This window comes from Parvibacter caecicola (assembly GCF_003725335.1).
Classification (GTDB): Bacteria; Actinomycetota; Coriobacteriia; order Coriobacteriales; family Eggerthellaceae; genus Parvibacter; species Parvibacter caecicola.
In genome coordinates this window covers 81,939-97,857 of sequence record NZ_QIBY01000001.1, presented here as the reverse complement: position 1 = coordinate 97,857, position 15,919 = coordinate 81,939, and the positions used below count along the sequence as shown (strand labels likewise).

The 15,919-nt window shown below is 56.7% G+C and carries 15 protein-coding genes; 14 read left to right on the top strand and 1 reads right to left on the bottom strand.

Annotation, left to right across the window (positions count from 1 at the left end):
* Nucleotides 1–8: 8 nt before the first annotated feature.
* The 6 genes from DMP11_RS00440 to gluQRS are packed head-to-tail and all read left to right on the top strand — an operon-like array spanning nucleotide 9 to nucleotide 5,502.
* Nucleotides 9–455 carry an FHA domain-containing protein gene (locus DMP11_RS00440; protein WP_123184527.1) on the top strand — a complete coding sequence of 149 codons (447 nt, stop codon included), beginning with the start codon at nucleotides 9–11 and terminating at the stop codon, nucleotides 453–455.
* Nucleotides 456–459: 4 nt separating this feature from the next.
* Nucleotides 460–2,199 (top strand): thiamine pyrophosphate-dependent enzyme, encoded by a 1,740-nt coding sequence (locus DMP11_RS00435; RefSeq protein WP_123184526.1) that lies wholly within the window; start codon nucleotides 460–462, stop codon nucleotides 2,197–2,199.
* The gene (locus DMP11_RS00430; protein WP_123184525.1) at nucleotides 2,199–2,783 is read left to right on the top strand and encodes an indolepyruvate oxidoreductase subunit beta; all 585 of its coding nucleotides are present in this window, start codon (nucleotides 2,199–2,201) and stop codon (nucleotides 2,781–2,783) included. The genes DMP11_RS00435 and DMP11_RS00430 overlap by 1 nt, the downstream gene beginning before the upstream one ends.
* Nucleotides 2,784–3,218 carry an ACT domain-containing protein gene (locus DMP11_RS00425; RefSeq protein WP_123184524.1) on the top strand — a complete coding sequence of 145 codons (435 nt, stop codon included), beginning with the start codon at nucleotides 2,784–2,786 and terminating at the stop codon, nucleotides 3,216–3,218.
* Nucleotides 3,219–4,565 (top strand): phenylacetate--CoA ligase family protein, encoded by a 1,347-nt coding sequence (locus tag DMP11_RS00420; RefSeq protein ID WP_123184523.1) that lies wholly within the window; start codon nucleotides 3,219–3,221, stop codon nucleotides 4,563–4,565.
* Complete coding sequence (gene gluQRS, locus DMP11_RS00415; RefSeq protein WP_123184522.1) at nucleotides 4,549–5,502, top strand: tRNA glutamyl-Q(34) synthetase GluQRS; 954 nt, start codon at nucleotides 4,549–4,551, stop codon at nucleotides 5,500–5,502. The genes DMP11_RS00420 and gluQRS overlap by 17 nt, the downstream gene beginning before the upstream one ends.
* An 11-nt stretch (nucleotides 5,503–5,513) precedes the next feature.
* On the opposite strand, the gene DMP11_RS00410 is transcribed toward gluQRS, so the two are convergent.
* Entirely contained in the window at nucleotides 5,514–6,470 is a 957-nt protein-coding gene (locus DMP11_RS00410) for a prenyltransferase (protein ID WP_214646975.1), read from the bottom strand.
* A gap of 266 nt (nucleotides 6,471–6,736) precedes the next feature.
* Here DMP11_RS00410 and DMP11_RS00405 point away from each other — a divergent pair, with 266 nt between their 5' ends.
* The 8 genes from DMP11_RS00405 to DMP11_RS00370 all read left to right on the top strand — a co-directional run bounded on the left by DMP11_RS00405 (nucleotide 6,737) and on the right by DMP11_RS00370 (nucleotide 15,754).
* Nucleotides 6,737–7,423: a hypothetical protein gene (locus tag DMP11_RS00405; protein WP_123184521.1), complete on the top strand. Its 687-nt coding sequence runs from the start codon at nucleotides 6,737–6,739 to the stop codon at nucleotides 7,421–7,423.
* A gap of 74 nt (nucleotides 7,424–7,497) precedes the next feature.
* Nucleotides 7,498–10,293: a molybdopterin dinucleotide binding domain-containing protein gene (locus DMP11_RS00400; protein ID WP_123184520.1), complete on the top strand. Its 2,796-nt coding sequence runs from the start codon at nucleotides 7,498–7,500 to the stop codon at nucleotides 10,291–10,293.
* Nucleotides 10,290–10,877, top strand: coding sequence for a 4Fe-4S dicluster domain-containing protein (locus tag DMP11_RS00395; RefSeq protein ID WP_123184519.1), 588 nt, complete (start codon nucleotides 10,290–10,292; stop codon nucleotides 10,875–10,877). Before DMP11_RS00400 ends, DMP11_RS00395 begins: the two co-directional genes overlap by 4 nt.
* Complete coding sequence (locus DMP11_RS00390; protein WP_123184518.1) at nucleotides 10,878–11,690, top strand: dimethyl sulfoxide reductase anchor subunit family protein; 813 nt, start codon at nucleotides 10,878–10,880, stop codon at nucleotides 11,688–11,690.
* Between the two features lie 166 nt (nucleotides 11,691–11,856).
* A complete protein-coding gene (locus tag DMP11_RS00385) occupies nucleotides 11,857–12,570 on the top strand; it encodes a TorD/DmsD family molecular chaperone (RefSeq protein WP_161555253.1) in 714 nt (237 codons plus the stop codon).
* Nucleotides 12,570–13,181: a 4Fe-4S dicluster domain-containing protein gene (locus tag DMP11_RS10655; protein ID WP_123184516.1), complete on the top strand. Its 612-nt coding sequence runs from the start codon at nucleotides 12,570–12,572 to the stop codon at nucleotides 13,179–13,181. The genes DMP11_RS00385 and DMP11_RS10655 overlap by 1 nt, the downstream gene beginning before the upstream one ends.
* Nucleotides 13,182–13,184: 3 nt before the next feature.
* On the top strand, nucleotides 13,185–14,090 hold the full coding sequence (locus tag DMP11_RS00375; protein ID WP_123184515.1) for a 4Fe-4S binding protein: 906 nt from the start codon (nucleotides 13,185–13,187) through the stop codon (nucleotides 14,088–14,090).
* 95 nt (nucleotides 14,091–14,185) lie between these two features.
* Entirely contained in the window at nucleotides 14,186–15,754 is a 1,569-nt protein-coding gene (locus tag DMP11_RS00370) for a helix-turn-helix domain-containing protein (protein ID WP_123184514.1), read from the top strand.
* Nucleotides 15,755–15,919 lie beyond the last annotated feature (165 nt).

Genomic DNA, 15,919 nt, shown 5'->3' with positions numbered 1-15,919 from the left:
AGGCCGCCATGACCCAAACCTGTCCCGTATGCCAATCCGCCGTGCCGGAGGGAGCCGAGAGCTGCCCCGTGTGCGGCTTCAAATTCCAAGGGGCCACCCAGAAATTCACCCCTGTGCCGGTGCAGCCGCAAGCAACGGCCGCCGAAACCCCGCAGCAGTTCCAAGGCGTGCTGCGCATCATGCGCGGCCGCCGCGCCGGCACCGCGTATCCGCTGGGGGAGGAGCCCCTCACCATCGGCCGCCATCCCAACAGTGGCATCTTCCTCAACGACATGACGGTATCGCGCCTGCACGCCACCGTGGAAAAGCTGGGGGGCGCCTACACCATCCGCGACGAGAACTCCTACAACGGCGTTTGGGTGAACAACGCCAACGTGGACATGAAGGTGCTCAGGCCCGGCGACATGATCCAGATCGGCTCTTACAGCCTCCAGTACGAAGAAGAGGAGGTATAGGCCCATGAAGCAACTGCTTTCGGGAAACGAAGCCATAGCCCAAGGGGCATGGGAGGCCGGCTGCACGGTGGGCGCGGCCTATCCGGGCACCCCTTCCACTGAAACCATGGAGGCCTTCGCCGCCAAAGAGGGCGTGTACGCCGAGTGGTGCACCAACGAGAAAGTGGCCGCCGAGGTGGGGGTGGGGGCCAGTGCCGCCGGCGCCCGCGTGCTGGTGACCATGAAGCACGTGGGGGTGAACGTGGCGGCCGATCCGCTGTTCACCGCCGCCTACACCGGCGTGGGGGGCGGCCTGGTGGTGCTGGCCGCCGACGACCCGGGCATGTACTCCTCCCAGAACGAGCAGGACTCCCGCTACTACGCACAAGCGACCAAGATCCCCATGCTGGAACCGTCCGACTCGGCCGAAGCGCTGGTCTTCGCCCGCGAGGCCTTTTCCTTGTCCGAACAGTTCGACGTGCCGGTGTTCCTTCGTTCTACCGTGCGCATCTCCCACACCCGCACCCCCGTCGAAGTGGGGGAAAGGGACCAAATCGTCCGCAAGGAGTACGAGAGCAACCCAGTGAAATGGGTGATGATGCCCGCTTTCGCCAAAGGGCGCCGGAAGGTGCAAGTAGAGCGGGTGAGCCAGCTTACGCAGTGGGCCGGCAGCTGCCCGTTCAACCGCATCGAGCGTCGCAGCGCCCGCATGGGCGTCATCTGCTCGGGGGCGGTGTACCAGCATGTGAGGGACGCACTCCCGGATGCTTCCATATTGAAGCTGGGGGTCACCTGGCCTTTGTCGCCGGAACTGCTCCTCCGTTTCGCCAATTCGGTTGAGAGCTGCTACGTGGTGGAAGAGGGTTCCACTTACCTGAGCAGCGCGGTGCGGGCAGCGGGGGTGACCCCGGACAACCCGCCCCATCCGCTGCCGGAGGACGGCGAGATGTCCCCCGGCCTCATCCGCCAGGCTTTCGGCCAAGCGACACCGCCCCATGCAGACGCCGCCGCCGACCTTCCCGCCCGGCCTCCGGCCCTGTGCCCCGGCTGCCCCCATCGTTTGGTGTTCCGGGAGCTTTCCCGCGCCCGCGCCATCGTCACCGGCGACATCGGCTGCTACACCTTAGGGGCGTTGCCGCCGCTGTCGGCCATGGACACCTGCCTCGACATGGGCGCTTCCATCTCCATGGCCCATGGGATGCAGCTGGGCTTCGGAGAGGCGGAGCATCGCCCCATAGCCGCCGTCATCGGCGACTCCACCTTCGGCCATTCCGGCCTCAGCTCGCTGGTATCCACCGTGTACAACCAGGGCAACGGCGTTGTGTGCATCCTGGACAACCGCACCACCGCCATGACCGGCCGCCAGGGCAACCCCTTTAACGGGGTCACCCTGCAGAACCGCCCAAGCCGCGAAATGAACATCGAGGCCATCGTGGCCGCGCTGGGGGTGGAAGACATTCGCACCGTGAACCCTCATAACGCCCTTGAGGTGCGCACGGCGCTGAAGGAGGCCTTTGCCAGCCCCGAACTCACGGTGCTGGTGTTCCGCGCCCCCTGCGTACTGCTGGAGCGCGCCTCGAAGGCGCCCTACGCGGTGAGCGCAAAGTGCACCGGCTGCGGGGTGTGCGCCACCTTGGGCTGCCCCGCCATCGCCCGCGATCCGGAAATGGGGCTCGCATCCATCGACCAAACCCTTTGCATCGGCTGCGGCCAATGCGCCCAGTACTGCGGGTTCGGGGCAATTGTGAGCGAAGGGAGCCGATAATGGCCCAGACAAAAACAGTGCTCCTCTGCGGAGTGGGAGGGCAGGGCACCATCCTTGCCGCCGATTTGCTGGCCCGCGTGGCGCTGGCCGCCGGCCGCGATGTGAAGGTTTCGGAAATTCACGGCATGGCCCAGCGGGGCGGCGCCGTCACCACGGTGGTGCGAGTCGGCGAAGAGGTGCACTCCATGGTTTCGGACCTGGGCTGCGCCGACATCGTGATGGCCTTTGAAACCACCGAGGCGCTGCGCAACCTGCCGCAGCTGGCCGAAGGCGGCGCGCTCATCGTGAACGACGAGACCATCAAACCGCTGCCGGTGCTCACCGGCCGCTCCTCCATGCCCCGCGACGCCAAGAAGCGGCTGCAGGCGGCCGGGGGGCGCTTCATCGGGGCATCCCGCATCGCCCGTCAGGCAGGAAACGCCAAGTGCGCCAATGTGGCGCTGCTGGGCGCACTTTCTGCCACCCTGGACATTCCGGAGGAAATCTGGACTGACGTTATCGCCGGTCGCGTGCCAGCTAAAACGGTAGAGGCCAACCTTGGCGCCTTCAGCGCGGGGCGTGCCGCCATGGAGAGGGGAGAGTAGATGAGCATTACCCAGATAAGCGTTTTCGTAGAGAGCAAGCCCGGCCACATGGGCCGTGTGCTGGGTGCTTTCGCAGAAAACGACATCAACGTGCACGGCTTTTCCGCCAGCGATACCGGCGAGTACGGTATCGTGCGTTTCGTGGTGGATGACACCCAGCGCGCCCTTGAAGTGCTGAAGACCATGGGAGCGGCTGCCCGCACCGCCGATGTGCTGTGCCTGAAGCTGGACGATTCCGTTGGCCAGCTGCAAAAGGCCATGGAGACGTTGGCCGCAGCGCAGCTGAACGTGGCCTATTGCTATTCCCTGGCCTCCACCTATATCGCCATCTCGGTGCGAGACATACCATCTGCCGAGGCAGCGCTGCAGAGCGCCGGCATGGCAGTGGTAAGCGATGAGGATCTGGCCGAATTCATGGTAGGGGAGACGATGTAAATGGGAACCCCAATGCCAACCCCCGACAAGATCGACTTCACCAAACTTCCTATCTACAAGCCAGAAGTGGAATGCGCCAGCCGCGAGCGCATCCGTGCCATCCAACTGGCACGGCTCATCCAGCAGGTGGAGTACACCTACGCCCGCGTGCCGTGGTATCGCTCCCAAATGGATGAGATGGGGGTGTCGCCCGCCGACATAAAGACCCTTGAGGACGTGCGCCTGCTGCCCTTCACCGACAAGGCAGCGCTGCGGGAAACCTTCCCCTTCGGTATGTTCGCCACTCCGCTGGACGAGATAGTGGAACTGCACTCCTCTTCCGGCACCACCGGAAAGCCCATCGTGGTGGGTTATACCAAGGAAGACATGGACGTGTGGAGCGAGTGCATCGCTCGCCTGGCACAGATGGCCGGCGTCACGGCTGCCGACCGGGTGCAGATGGCCTTCGGTTACGGCATGTTCACCGGCGGGTTCGGCCTGCACTACGGCGTGCAGCGCATCGGCGGCACCATGATACCCGCCGGTGCCGGCAACACCGAGCGCCACATCCAGATGATCGAGGACTACGGCACCACCGTGCTCATCGCCACGCCCTCCTACGCGATGCACATCTGCGAGGTGGGGGAGTCGATGGGCTTCGACTGGGCCTCCTCTACGCTGCAGGTGGGACTTTTCGGCGGCGAGCCGTGCCCGCCGGGACTGAAGACCGAAATAGAGTCGCGCATGCACATCACCTGCACCGACAACTACGGTCTCACTGAGGTGATGGGCCCCGGTGTGTCGGGCGAATGTTTGGCCCACCGCGACCAGCAGCACATCGCCGAGGACCATTTCCTTTGGGAAGTTGTGGACCCCGAAACCGGCGAGCCGGTAGCCGAGGGCGAAATGGGGGAGCTGGTGCTCACCCCGCTGGACAAGAAGGGCATCCCTGTGCTGCGCTATCGCACCCATGATCTCACCCGCGTGGTCACCGACAAATGCGAGTGCGGTCGCACCCTTGCCCGCATGCAGAAAGTGCGCAGCCGCTGCGACGACATGCTCATCATTCGCGGCACCAACGTGTTCCCCAGCCAGGTGGAGGACGTTATTTCCGAAATCGACCTACTGGCGCCCCACTACCACATCGTGGTGGACAACGAGACCGGCCTTGACCGCATGACAGTGGAAGTAGAGATCAAGCCCGAGGCCTTCAGCGACTCTTACGAGGAGATGAAAGGCTTTGCGGGCGAGGTGCGCGATAAGCTACGCAGCGTCCTTCTGGTGACGCCGGTAGTGAAGCTGGTGGAGCCCGGCGGTCTTACCCGCACTATGGGCAAGGCGAAACATGTCGATGACCTGCGGAAATAGCTCCATTGTCAAAGCGCTCCTCAAGGGGCGCTTTGCTCCTTCGCCCACCGGACGTATGCACGCTGGCAATATCTATGCGGCGCTGTGCTCTTGGCTCATTGCCAAATCCACCGGCGGCTCTATAGTACTGCGCATCGATGACTTAGACCCCGACCGTTCGAAACCGGCCTTTGCCGACCAGGTGATGCGCGACTTCGAGCAACTGGGGCTGTTCTGGGACGAGGGGCCGTTCTACCAGCAAAGAAGAGAAGAGGCCTATCGGGCCGCCTTTGAGAGGATATCGGAGAAGGCGCCGGTCTACCCCTGCTTCTGCACCCGTGCCGACCTTCATGCCTCATCGGCTCCGCATCTTGGGGAACGCAACGTCTATCAGGGCACCTGCCGCCATCTTACTGCCGCGCAGCGCACGGAGCGGCAGCAGGAAGGGAAGTCATGCGCCTGGCGCGTTCAGGTGCCCGATGGGCCCTTGAGTTTTCAGGATCTTCTCCAAGGCCCTCAAACTTCCAACCTTGCCTGCGACTGCGGCGATTTCGTCATACGCCGCGCCGACCACGCCTTCGGCTACCATTTGGCCACTGTTGTGGACGATGCTGAACAAGGCATCAATTGCGTTGTGCGCGGCATCGACCTTCTGTCCTCCACACCCCAGCAGATTTACCTGCAAAGATTACTGGGGCTTGAAACCCCTTCCTACGGCCATATTCCGCTGTTGGTGAACGTCAAAGGAAAGCGCCTGGCGAAACGGGACAAGGATGCGGCCCTTGATGCCCTGTTAGCCGCTCACCAAACACCAGAAGCTCTCGTAGGCCATATAGCGTACATCGGCGGCCTGCAAGAGGAGGACCAACCCGCTTCGCCCCAACAATTGCTGCAGGCTTTCAACCTGGAGAAGTTCGCCGCCAAAGCCAAGGCCCGTTACGCCATCACCTGGCAGTAACCGGAAAAGGGCTATGGCACAAGGCTGGCCCAACTGCTGGCAAGAATAGCCGCGGCATAAAATGCGCCCACAATAACATTGAACGCCCCCACTTGGGCCATTGCCCCGATGCGACTGGGATTCATCAGCGGGTTGCCCCACAGGGCCTTAAAATTGCCCCACAAACCCAACGCCATGAAGGGAAGCACCACAATACCCTTATAGAAGAAGACAATCACAACAACCGCTATCACCGCCAAGCTGGCCACCATGAGGCCATGGTACAGGGAAACGGCACGTTTTCGCCCCAGGAGCACTGGAAGCGTCTTCCGACCCGCCTGAATATCTTTTTCGATATCACATGTATTGTTGGTCATCATAATGAGTCCCACGTTAATGATAGTAGGAACAGCCCACAGCAGCATCATCGGCTCAAGGATGCCCGTAAGCACCTGATAACAGGCCAGAGGAATGAGTCCGCCCATAACGATGCCACTGACCGCCTCGCCGATAGGGAGGTAGGAGATAGGGGTTTTCCCGCCAGAGTACAGCACGACTATCACTGCAGCGATAGCGGCAATCGCAAGGGGAATGACGCCCGCCACCACAATAGGGTAGATGCCGAGCAGAAAAGCCACAGCAAGAAACCCAATAGCCAAATAAAGCGCATGGCGAGGGTTCACGTTATTGTAAACGAGCACAGCGTCCGAAACCTCAACGTTATCCTCGGCAGAGTCATTTCCCTTTACGTAGTCAAAGTAGTCGTTGAAGGTGTTCACCGCCGCCTGCATGAGCACGCAAATCACAAGCAACGTGAGCGAAAGGGAAAATGAAACAGCCCAGCAATTGGCCATCGCGCAAGCTACCGCCAAAAGGCAGGGGAGTATGGCCGCCGGCCACGTATGGGGCGCCGCCAACTGCAACGCCATTAGAGGCGTAATGCGCCCATAAGATTTCGATTTCAGTTCAGTGTCTATCACGCGAATCATCCAATCCTGTCGTAAACGGCAAGGAATATCTTAGCCATTTCTTGGAGCAAGCGGCATTGTTATTCAGCGACAGGATGCCCAGTTCGCCACGAGGGACAAATGCCCAACTCACACTTTTTATGCTAGGCAACTGGGGGTGAGTTTTTGCAGCATGCGAGGGTGAATTTCGCACTAAATATGGTTTGTCGACCATTTTCCCCGCTTCTACTATCTGGCCATAAGCAAATTTCACTCTTGCGACTGCCAAAAGGAAAGGGGAAGGGAAAGTGGAAGTCGAGACAGCCAATCATGGGCAATGCCAAGAGGAATCTCTGTTCGAGCTTGCATCTGCCATCCACAAGTCACCTCTGCATCGTGAAATTCTGCTACGAATTTTAACTACTTGCAGTGAGCCCAAAGCCATGAGCGCCCTTGAGAAGGAGATCGCCTCATGGCCTGAATTTGCCACAGCCGTTCATGATCAGGCATGGCTTATTGAGTGCATGGTAGAGCACGGGGGCCTTGAGCGCCTGTACCTGGGCATTGATGGAGACGTCTACGGCAAAGAGCAAGTTGAAGATCTCTGCGAAGACGATTTCTTCGCAGAGATTGAGGACGAGGCGTTCCTCACCACTGAAATCGGTCGCATGGTTGCCGAGGAATACAGCCCTCGTGTTCGTCTGACCAAACTGCTCGAGCAGGTTCCTGCCCGCCTGGAGACATACCTCAAAGTTCTCGACTACGTTAAAGAAACCCCTCGCCAATACACAGAGCTTCACAACCTGCTCAAGGACAACCCCATTCTTGTTCTTGATCCGTTTTACCAGGACAAGATACAGCCAAGCGTGTTCATAGACAAGCTGGAGCAAACAGGCGTTATCCAATGGAACAACGGCTGGAAACTGAGCCAAGAAGGCAATGACATCCTGACCGAGATCAAGCAATCCCTCACAGCTCAAGTGACGGAAGAGTAATTGCGGCTACTTCCTGCAGCATAGCGCAGGTTGTACAAGAGAGAGAAAAGAAGGAAGGAAGAGAAGGAGGAAGTATGGCAAAATCAGCCATGACAAGGCGCCAGTTTGTGCAGACCAGCACACTTGCTGGCGTTGCCGCCGCGGTTGGCGTGTCCATGTCGGGCTCCCTTATCGATGCGGGCAAGGCTTATGCCGACGAGCCAGTTGAGACCAAGGTGGTGAAAACGTGCTGCCATGGATGCATTTTGGTTTGCCCCTGCCGCGCCTATGTCGAGAACGGCGTAGTCGTAAAGCTGGAGGGCGATCCCGATGCCCCCATGAGCAAAGGCTCCCTGTGCATGAAAGGCCTCAATCAGCTGCACACGTGCTACAGCCCCCGCCGCATCCTGCATCCCATGAAGCGAGCAGGCGAACGCGGAGAAAACAAGTGGGAGCAGATCAGCTGGGAAGAAGCCCTAACCCTGGCGGTAGACAAGATCTACGAGTCCATGCAGAAATACGGCAACTACTCCCTGATGACTTCCACCGGTGGTGGCGGTGCCTATTTGTTCGGCGAAACCATCACCATGGCATGGGCCCTTAAAACCCCTAACTCTTTCGAACCTGGTTGCGCACAGTGCTACATCCCTCGCAACTCCATGGCGAAGTACGTGTACGGTGGCTCCGATCAATCCATCGCCGACGGCGCTGTTCTCGAACCCTTCAATGAGTGGAAGCCGACCACCAAGGCTTTAGTTCTGTGGGGCACTCAGCCTTCCGCCTCCCAGACCGCTCAAGCTGGTCGCGCCATGGTTGAGCTTCGCGCTCGCGGCTGCAAGACGGTCGTCATCGACCCGAACCTTTCCGCAGATGCCGCCAAGGCCGATGTTTGGCTACCGGTTCGCTCGGGCACCGACACCGCGTTGCTCATGGGTTGGTATCGGTACATTTTTGACAACGAACTCTACGACAAGGAATTCACCAAGTACTGGACCAACCTGCCTTTCCTAATCGATCCGGACACCAAAATGCCCGTTGAGGCCCAGGAGCTGTTCCCCAGCTTCGAGTCCACTACCCCCGACAACACTCCCGACTATGTGTGCTTCGACTTGAAGACCAACTCTGTCCAGCCTTTCCCATATACCGCTCCAGCCGATGCCGTCGTTGATCCCGAGGTCATCACGACTGTTGAATACGAAGGAAAGACTTATAAGACCGCTGGTCAAATTTATTGGGAGGCGTGCCAAGACTTCACCCTTGAAAAAACCGGCGAAATCTGCCATCTGGATCCCAAGAAGATCGAGGAAGCGATTCGAATCTATACCGACACCGAGGTTGCCGGTATCTCCAACGGCGTGTTCTCCGATCAGAGCCGCATCGCCTCTGAGCAGACCTTGGGCTGCTTGGGCCTCGACTGCATTATGGGCTATGTGAACAAGCCCGGCGCAACCCTAACCCAAAACACCCCTCCTCCCAAAGCCCGTGCCAACTTCAATATGTGCGCGCCCCTTTCGCGCAAGGGCATTGCCGGCAATGTTGCCACCGTCGGCTTCTCCTACGAACAAAACATGAAGGCCTTCAATGAGTTCCCCAACAAAGAAAACCAGGAAATGGTTTGGCAGCTTATGAAGGATCGCCTTGGCATGGACAGGCACCGTGGTCTGTACTGGAATGGCATGGCCACTATTCCTGCAGTTCACGAAGCTATCGATACGGGAGAGCCTTATCGTCCCCGCGTGTGGATCGACCACTCTGGCAATAAACTTGCCGCTTTGGCCGATGCGGAATCTTGGCTGAGCACCGCTCGCTCCATGGATTTCGTCATTGGCCAGTACCCCATGCTTACATCCTTCCACGTTGAATGCTGCGATCTGGTATTTCCCACTCAGGAATGGCTGGAATACTCTGGCAGCGATCGCATGAACCAGCTGAACTACACTTTCATGCGCACAGGCGTTACCCATCTGGGAGAATCTGTTAACCCCGGCGATACCATCGTTCAAATTTTGAGCAGGCTGAAGGACAAGGATCCGTCTTGCGTCGCGCCCGAACTGTGCTCCGGCACCTCAGAAGAGGATCAAAAGGCAAGTCAAGTTAAGACGTTTGGCGCCAAAGACTGGGACGATTTGGTTGCGAACCAAGATAAATACGTGCCCTTGATCAAAGAGCCCGAAAAGTTCTGGGTGTACCATCAGCACGAGGCCATCGTAAACGATGGTTTGCCCGCAGGCTTTGGCACCATTTCCCGCAAATGCGAGCCTTACTGCACCCTCTTGCTGCATATGTCTCGCACCGGTTATCCGTATTCTTTCCCCCGAGAGCTTCCTCCGGTGAAAGATGGAGACTACAGCCCCATCAGCCATTACGTCGAAGCAGCCGAAGTGCCCGATGAGGAATATCCTTTTACAATCACCTCTGGCCGCTTGCCCTATTTCCACCATTCCACCATGCGCCATGCCGCCTATGCCCGTGAGCTGTGCCCCACAGCCGAATGCCGCATCAACCCCGAGGATGCCGCGAAACTGGGCATTGAGCATCAGGACTGGATCAAAATCACCAGCCGGCGAAACTCCATTCACGCCCGCGCTGTTGTGGCAAAGTACGTTCAGCCTGGTCAGCTATGGATGGAGCGCTTCTGGAACCCCGAGTGCTACGATCCAAGCCAGAAGAAGATGGTTTCGGCTGGTTGGCGCGAACAGAACATCAACTGCATCACCAAGGCTGACGGCCCATTCAATGAAGTGTACGGTTCTTACACACTGCGTGGCTTTGCCGTAAAAATCGAGAAATCCGATAAGCCCGATGGCTGCTGGGTCGAACCGGAAGAGTTTGCTCCATTCCTGCCCACGCTCCAAGAGGAGCCCGTTACCGAGGGGGTTAAGTTCCAATGAGAAAATGCCTCGTAATTGACCTCGACCGCTGCACCGGCTGCGACTCCTGCGTTGTGGCCTGCAAGCTTGAGAACAATATTGCCTTGGGCGAGTACTGGAACCGCGTTGTCCCTGTTGGTCCGAGCGGCGATTTCCCCAACATGGAGCTGTACTGGCTGCCAGCCCAGTGCCAGCAGTGCGAGAATCCCCAGTGCGTGCACGTATGTCCAACGGGTGCCTCTTACCGCGATCCCGACACGAGCGTTGTGCTGGTAGACAAGTCGAAGTGCATTGGCTGCCAATACTGCATGATGGCGTGCCCCTACGGCGTTCGCTCATTCAACAAGAATGAGAAAGTTGTTGAGAAATGCACTCTGTGCTCTCACCTCACAGCCGATGGCAAGGGCGAACCCGCATGCGTTCACAATTGCTGTGCTGGCGCACGCTTCTTTGGCGACCTGGACGACCCCGAATCCATTGTTTCCAAGAAGATAGCCGAAGCAGGTGCTGAAAACGTCCATCATTTACCCGACCCTGGCAACTCCAAACCAACCACGGCCTATATCCTGCATAGCAGCGTTGCAACCTGGAAGGAGCTGAAGTAAATGGAAATTCAATGGCCCTTGGTCATCTTCAGCCTGCTGGCAGGCTGCGGTGGTGCCACTATTGCCTTCATCGGCGTTTCTGAAATCTTGGGTGTTGGCAAAAAGGCTCGCATCCCCGCCGCAATCACGGCGATCGCCCTGCTGATTGTCGGCGGCTGCGCGTCCGTGCTGCATCTAGGCCAGCCCGCCAATATCATGGCAGCTGCTTCTAACATTTTCTCCTTCTCAGGCATTTCCCTCGAGTTGATCGCTCTGGGCGTGAACGTAATCGTTGCGCTTGTTTACCTGCTGCTCGCTCGCGGCGGTAGCGAGGCAGCGGCAAAGGTTGTTGCGATTATAGGTATCGCAACCGGCCTGATTTTGACCTTCTTCGTAGGCAACGGCTACGTTATGGAATCGCAGCCCAGCTGGAACAACGTTGCGCTTCCCCTCGCTTATCTAGGCAGTGGCCTGGCTTGCGGCGCAACCCTGTTTGCCGCCTTGGTAGGCAAGGACGAAGAGGGTCAAACCAAAATGCGCAACCTGGTGCTGGGTTCCATTGCCATCGCCCTGGTAACCTTCGTTGCCTATGCCGTTACCACAAGCCTTACCGAAAACACCGTCGTCTTGTTCTGGGTTGGAGCCGTTGTGGTCGGCTGCGTGGGCTCGGGCGCATGCGTTTGGTTCTCTCAAAAGCATCCTCTGGCCTTATGGGCCGCCTTCGTCTGCACCATTGTCGGCGGAGTATGCCTGCGTGCAACTATGTGGCTGCTAGGCACTGGTTTTCTGTCCTTCTTCGCCACGGCATCCTCTCGCATGCTCTTGGGTGCGTAAAACCGTTCTCTTGGTGTGGTGCCGTCATCTTACGGTGCCACACTCTCGCGAAGCGCAGCCACCCTTATGCTCCGCGGGGAAACATGGGCACCCTGTTCCCTCTCAGCCAAAATTCAGCCTTGTCGGCAGAGAGGGAACAGGGTGCCCCCAAATGAAGGGAGCCTTCATGGAAAACGATGAGACCATTCATCTGTCTACAGCTGACGTGAAACAGCTTCTTCGAAATCGCACAGTATTCTATCGAATGCTTTCCTCGCTTTACCACGAGCCTCTATCCGAAGAGCAGATCGAGGCTATGGCCACATCTGACTTGATCGAATACGGCAAGGGCGAGGGGCTTATGAGCAGGGGCATCAATGACATGGCTTGCTATCTGCGCAGACGAAATTCTGGCACTCGTCGCGAGCTTGCCGTTGATTTCACCATGTCATTTGGGGGTATGGGCAATCTCAATGAAAAGAATGCTCTGCCCATACGCTCGTTGTTTATGTCTGAAAGCGATCATGCTTTTTTTGCAGAAGGATATCGCGAGGCCTTTGCCGCCTATAAGCAGAGCTGCGTAAAAAAAGCAGAGGGCGTTGATTACCCCGAAGATCATCTGATGTTCATGTTCCAGTTCATGGCTCTTTTGTCCGAACGCGCTGACGAGCTTCTGTCAAGAAGAGACATCGATGGCGCTCTGGCCGACTTAAAAGCCGCTCGTGAGTTCCTGGAGAAGCAAATCCTATCTTGGTTCCCGGCGTTTTCCCAGCGGGCCGAAATATTTATGACCACTAGATTTTATAAAGGCATCCTAAAAATGACACAGGGGTACCTGGAAGACGACATCGATGTACTCGATGCCGCCATTGAGGCGATTGAAGGTTCCGAGGAGGGGTAATGATCCAAGGGGTTTCGCGCCGCACGTTTATCACAAGCGCAGCAGGCATCATAGGATGCTTCGCAGTGGGCGGTTTTGCTTTTGGAACTAGCAGCCAAAACAGGCTCTTGCGTCCACCTGGGGGCCAAGATGGGGACAACCTGTTTGGCGCGTGCATCAAATGCGATCGCTGTCGCAGCGCATGCCCCCACGGCGCCATCTCGGTAAGCCTTTTGGAAGACGGTCTTCTCAACGCACGCCTCCCCAAACTGAACTTCCATCGCGGAGCATGCGACTTTTGTTCCGATAGGGGAGTCATGGCCTGTGTAGAATCATGCCCCACCGGGGCGTTGAAAGCAGGCTTTGATCCCCAGAAGGATAAGATCGGCTTAGCCCAAGTGGTCACAGAGGAGTGCATGCTGTATCGCGCTGGCTCCAAAAAATGCTCTCGCCAATGCGTTGACGCCTGTCCATACGAAGCGCTGTCGATAGAAAACGGAAAACTCTTTGTCGACCAGAACAGGTGCAACGGTTGCGGTGCCTGCACCTTCGCGTGCCCTTCCGCTTCATACGGCACCTACACCGGGTCTAATAAACGCGGCATAGAAATTGTCCCTTTCAAGGAGGCGTAAATCATGGCGAATGCAGAAAAGGAACCTCGCAAGAAGATGAGGACATCTACGCTCCGCGCACTTACCGCCGCCTCTGTCTTTGTAGTAGTTGGAATCGGCTTGGCATTCGCTACCGGCACTGGAACACTCTCTGCCATCGGATGGAACTCGGTAGCCGCCATCTGCCCCTTGGGCGCGCTCGAGTCCATGCTGGGCGCCAAGACAATCGCGGTACGCGCATTGATTGCCCTAGTGGGCTTTGTCATTATTGCACTCCTGGTGGGAAAGGCATTTTGTTCCTGGGTTTGCCCTGTGCCTCATCTCCAGAACATCTTCAAGAGCAGAAAAGACAAGCAAAATGAAGCACAAGCCCGCAGTAAAGCCGCTGATCGATCCCTAAAACGGTGGGAGAGGGGTGAAAGCGTCATACATGAACCCATTGACTCCCGCCACGCGGTGCTTGGAGGCGCCCTGCTCTCTACGGCGATTTTTGGTTTTCCCGTTTTTTGCTTAGTTTGCCCGGTGGGTTTGATTTTCGCCACCTTTATCTTGTTCTGGCGATTGGTGCAGTTCAACGAACCAACCATCGGCTTGATTGTCTTTCCGGCGATACTTATTACTGAACTGCTTGTGTTCAAGCGCTGGTGCGGCGCTATTTGCCCCTTAGGTGCCCTGATGTCACTTGTTTCCAAGGCTAACAAGACCCTTAGGCCGCAAGTCGACATCGAAACCTGCCTTCATAGCAAGGGCTCTTCCTGTAAAGCCTGCATAAGCGCATGCCCCGAGCGCATTGACCCTATAAACAATTTAGGTGATCGGTCGTTAAATGAATGCATCCGCTGCAAAAGCTGTTCCGACGTTTGCCCCGTTGGCGCCATTACGTTTCCTCTTTTTGCTAAGAACGGCGGCAAAGAGGGGACGAAGGAATAGGTGTTGAATCAAGATATAATAGGGTTCGCTGTAATGTTCAATGCCGTTTAGAACCGGCCTTCGCAAACAACGGAGAGAGTATTTGAGGGGATACTTTGACAACAGATGAGAACAATGCCGAGGGCATTGTGGCTAGATTTGGGAACAACATCGCGGCCAATGCGCCGATTCTGCCGTTTATGGGCCTCGCCCTTTGGTTGACCTGGGCTAATTTGTTCACTGGTCCACCACTGTGGTTTATCGCCGGCTTTGGCGTGAGTGCGCCGTTGTCGGATCTGTTCCGCGTCTCTCGCACTCTGCTTGTTATCATCGCACTTGCTGCAGCGCTGATGCACAAGAGGGTTGCACATCTTTTCTCAAGCCGCAAGGTTGTGCTTGCCGGTGGGGCTATAGTTTGCATTGGCACTTTGGTGGCCATTGTGGGTACGGGTATCAACTCGTACTATAATTCCCAACTCACCATGCTGATTCCCTTGAGCGGCGCTGCGCTGACGGGTATAGGCACGACGGTTTTCATGCTTCGCTGCGGCGAATTGTTTTCGCGCATTACGCCCTGGCATATTCTTCTTTACTCACTTATTTCTCGCCTGCTCATGGGAGCGCTCTACTTCATCGCTCGCGGAATCCCCGTAATAGCACCAACTATGTTCCCTTGGTTCAATCTTGCGGGAACCATTTTCTTGCTTCTTCTTCCATTAGCCGCTTCATTTCTTATGATCTTACCCGTGCAAAAGCAGGTGACGGGGGAGTCTTCGGAAGATGCCCCCACAACCGATTTTTCAAAGTATGATGAACGTGCCCTTATCCGCATGGGCATCGCATTTTTCGCATTTGCCCTGATTGAATCTATGGCACGGGCAACAAGTCCTTCTTCAGGTGGATTCGGTTTCGCCCAAGATAGCGATATTGTCACACTCTTGGTAATGTTAGTTTGCCTGGGATTCGCCATGGCGATCCCTGGCCATTCTTCGCTGAAAATGAACCGCATGTATCTACTTTATACCGCATTGGTGATTATCGTCGTCGGCACCGTGGCCCTAGCACCTATAGTGGGCATTGGCAATACAAGCTGGGGGTCGGTGATATCTTTCTTCGCAAAGATCGTTTCTCTTTTCCTCTGGTGCATCTTAGCCGTTGTCGCGCGCAGACGAAACGCATCTTCGGTTCTGGTGTTCGGGTACGGTTTTGCCATGTTCTCTCTGGGCGAAATCGTGGGATTGGTTTTCGGTGGTGGAAATGTCCTGATTTCATTGCCTTACGACATGCAAATGATCGTCTGCATCAGCGCCGCATCTATAGCGCTGATGATAAACTTCCTATTGTTTTCCGAACGAGATTTAAAGGGCCTTATGATGGGGGAGGAAGCTGCAATGGCTCCATTGTCGGGCATCTTTGAGAAAAGGCCTCAGGCCAAGGTGAAAACACAGGAAAAGATGCCTCGTCGTTTCGATGTGGTTGTTGACAGGATTGCCGAGGAATACAGCCTTTCTCCACGCGAAAAAGAGATCATGCGGCTTTTGGCCATGGGGTATACCAAAAATGCAATTTCGGAGAGGCTGGGCATATCCGACAACACTATCCGCACCCATTCGAGAAATGTTTATACAAAACTGAATGTTCATTCCCGACAAGAACTAATGGACCTTATCGACATAGCACAATAATTGGTTGGAACCAATCCAGACCCAAACCAACTGCCAATCCTAAAACCGAATAGTACAAATAATGGACTATTCTACTTTACATAACATACATTATCCACCATTTTTATATCATCGCAGAGATTTCGGGGTTCAGGGAAACCATCGGGGTTCAAGCCGGCTCCTATG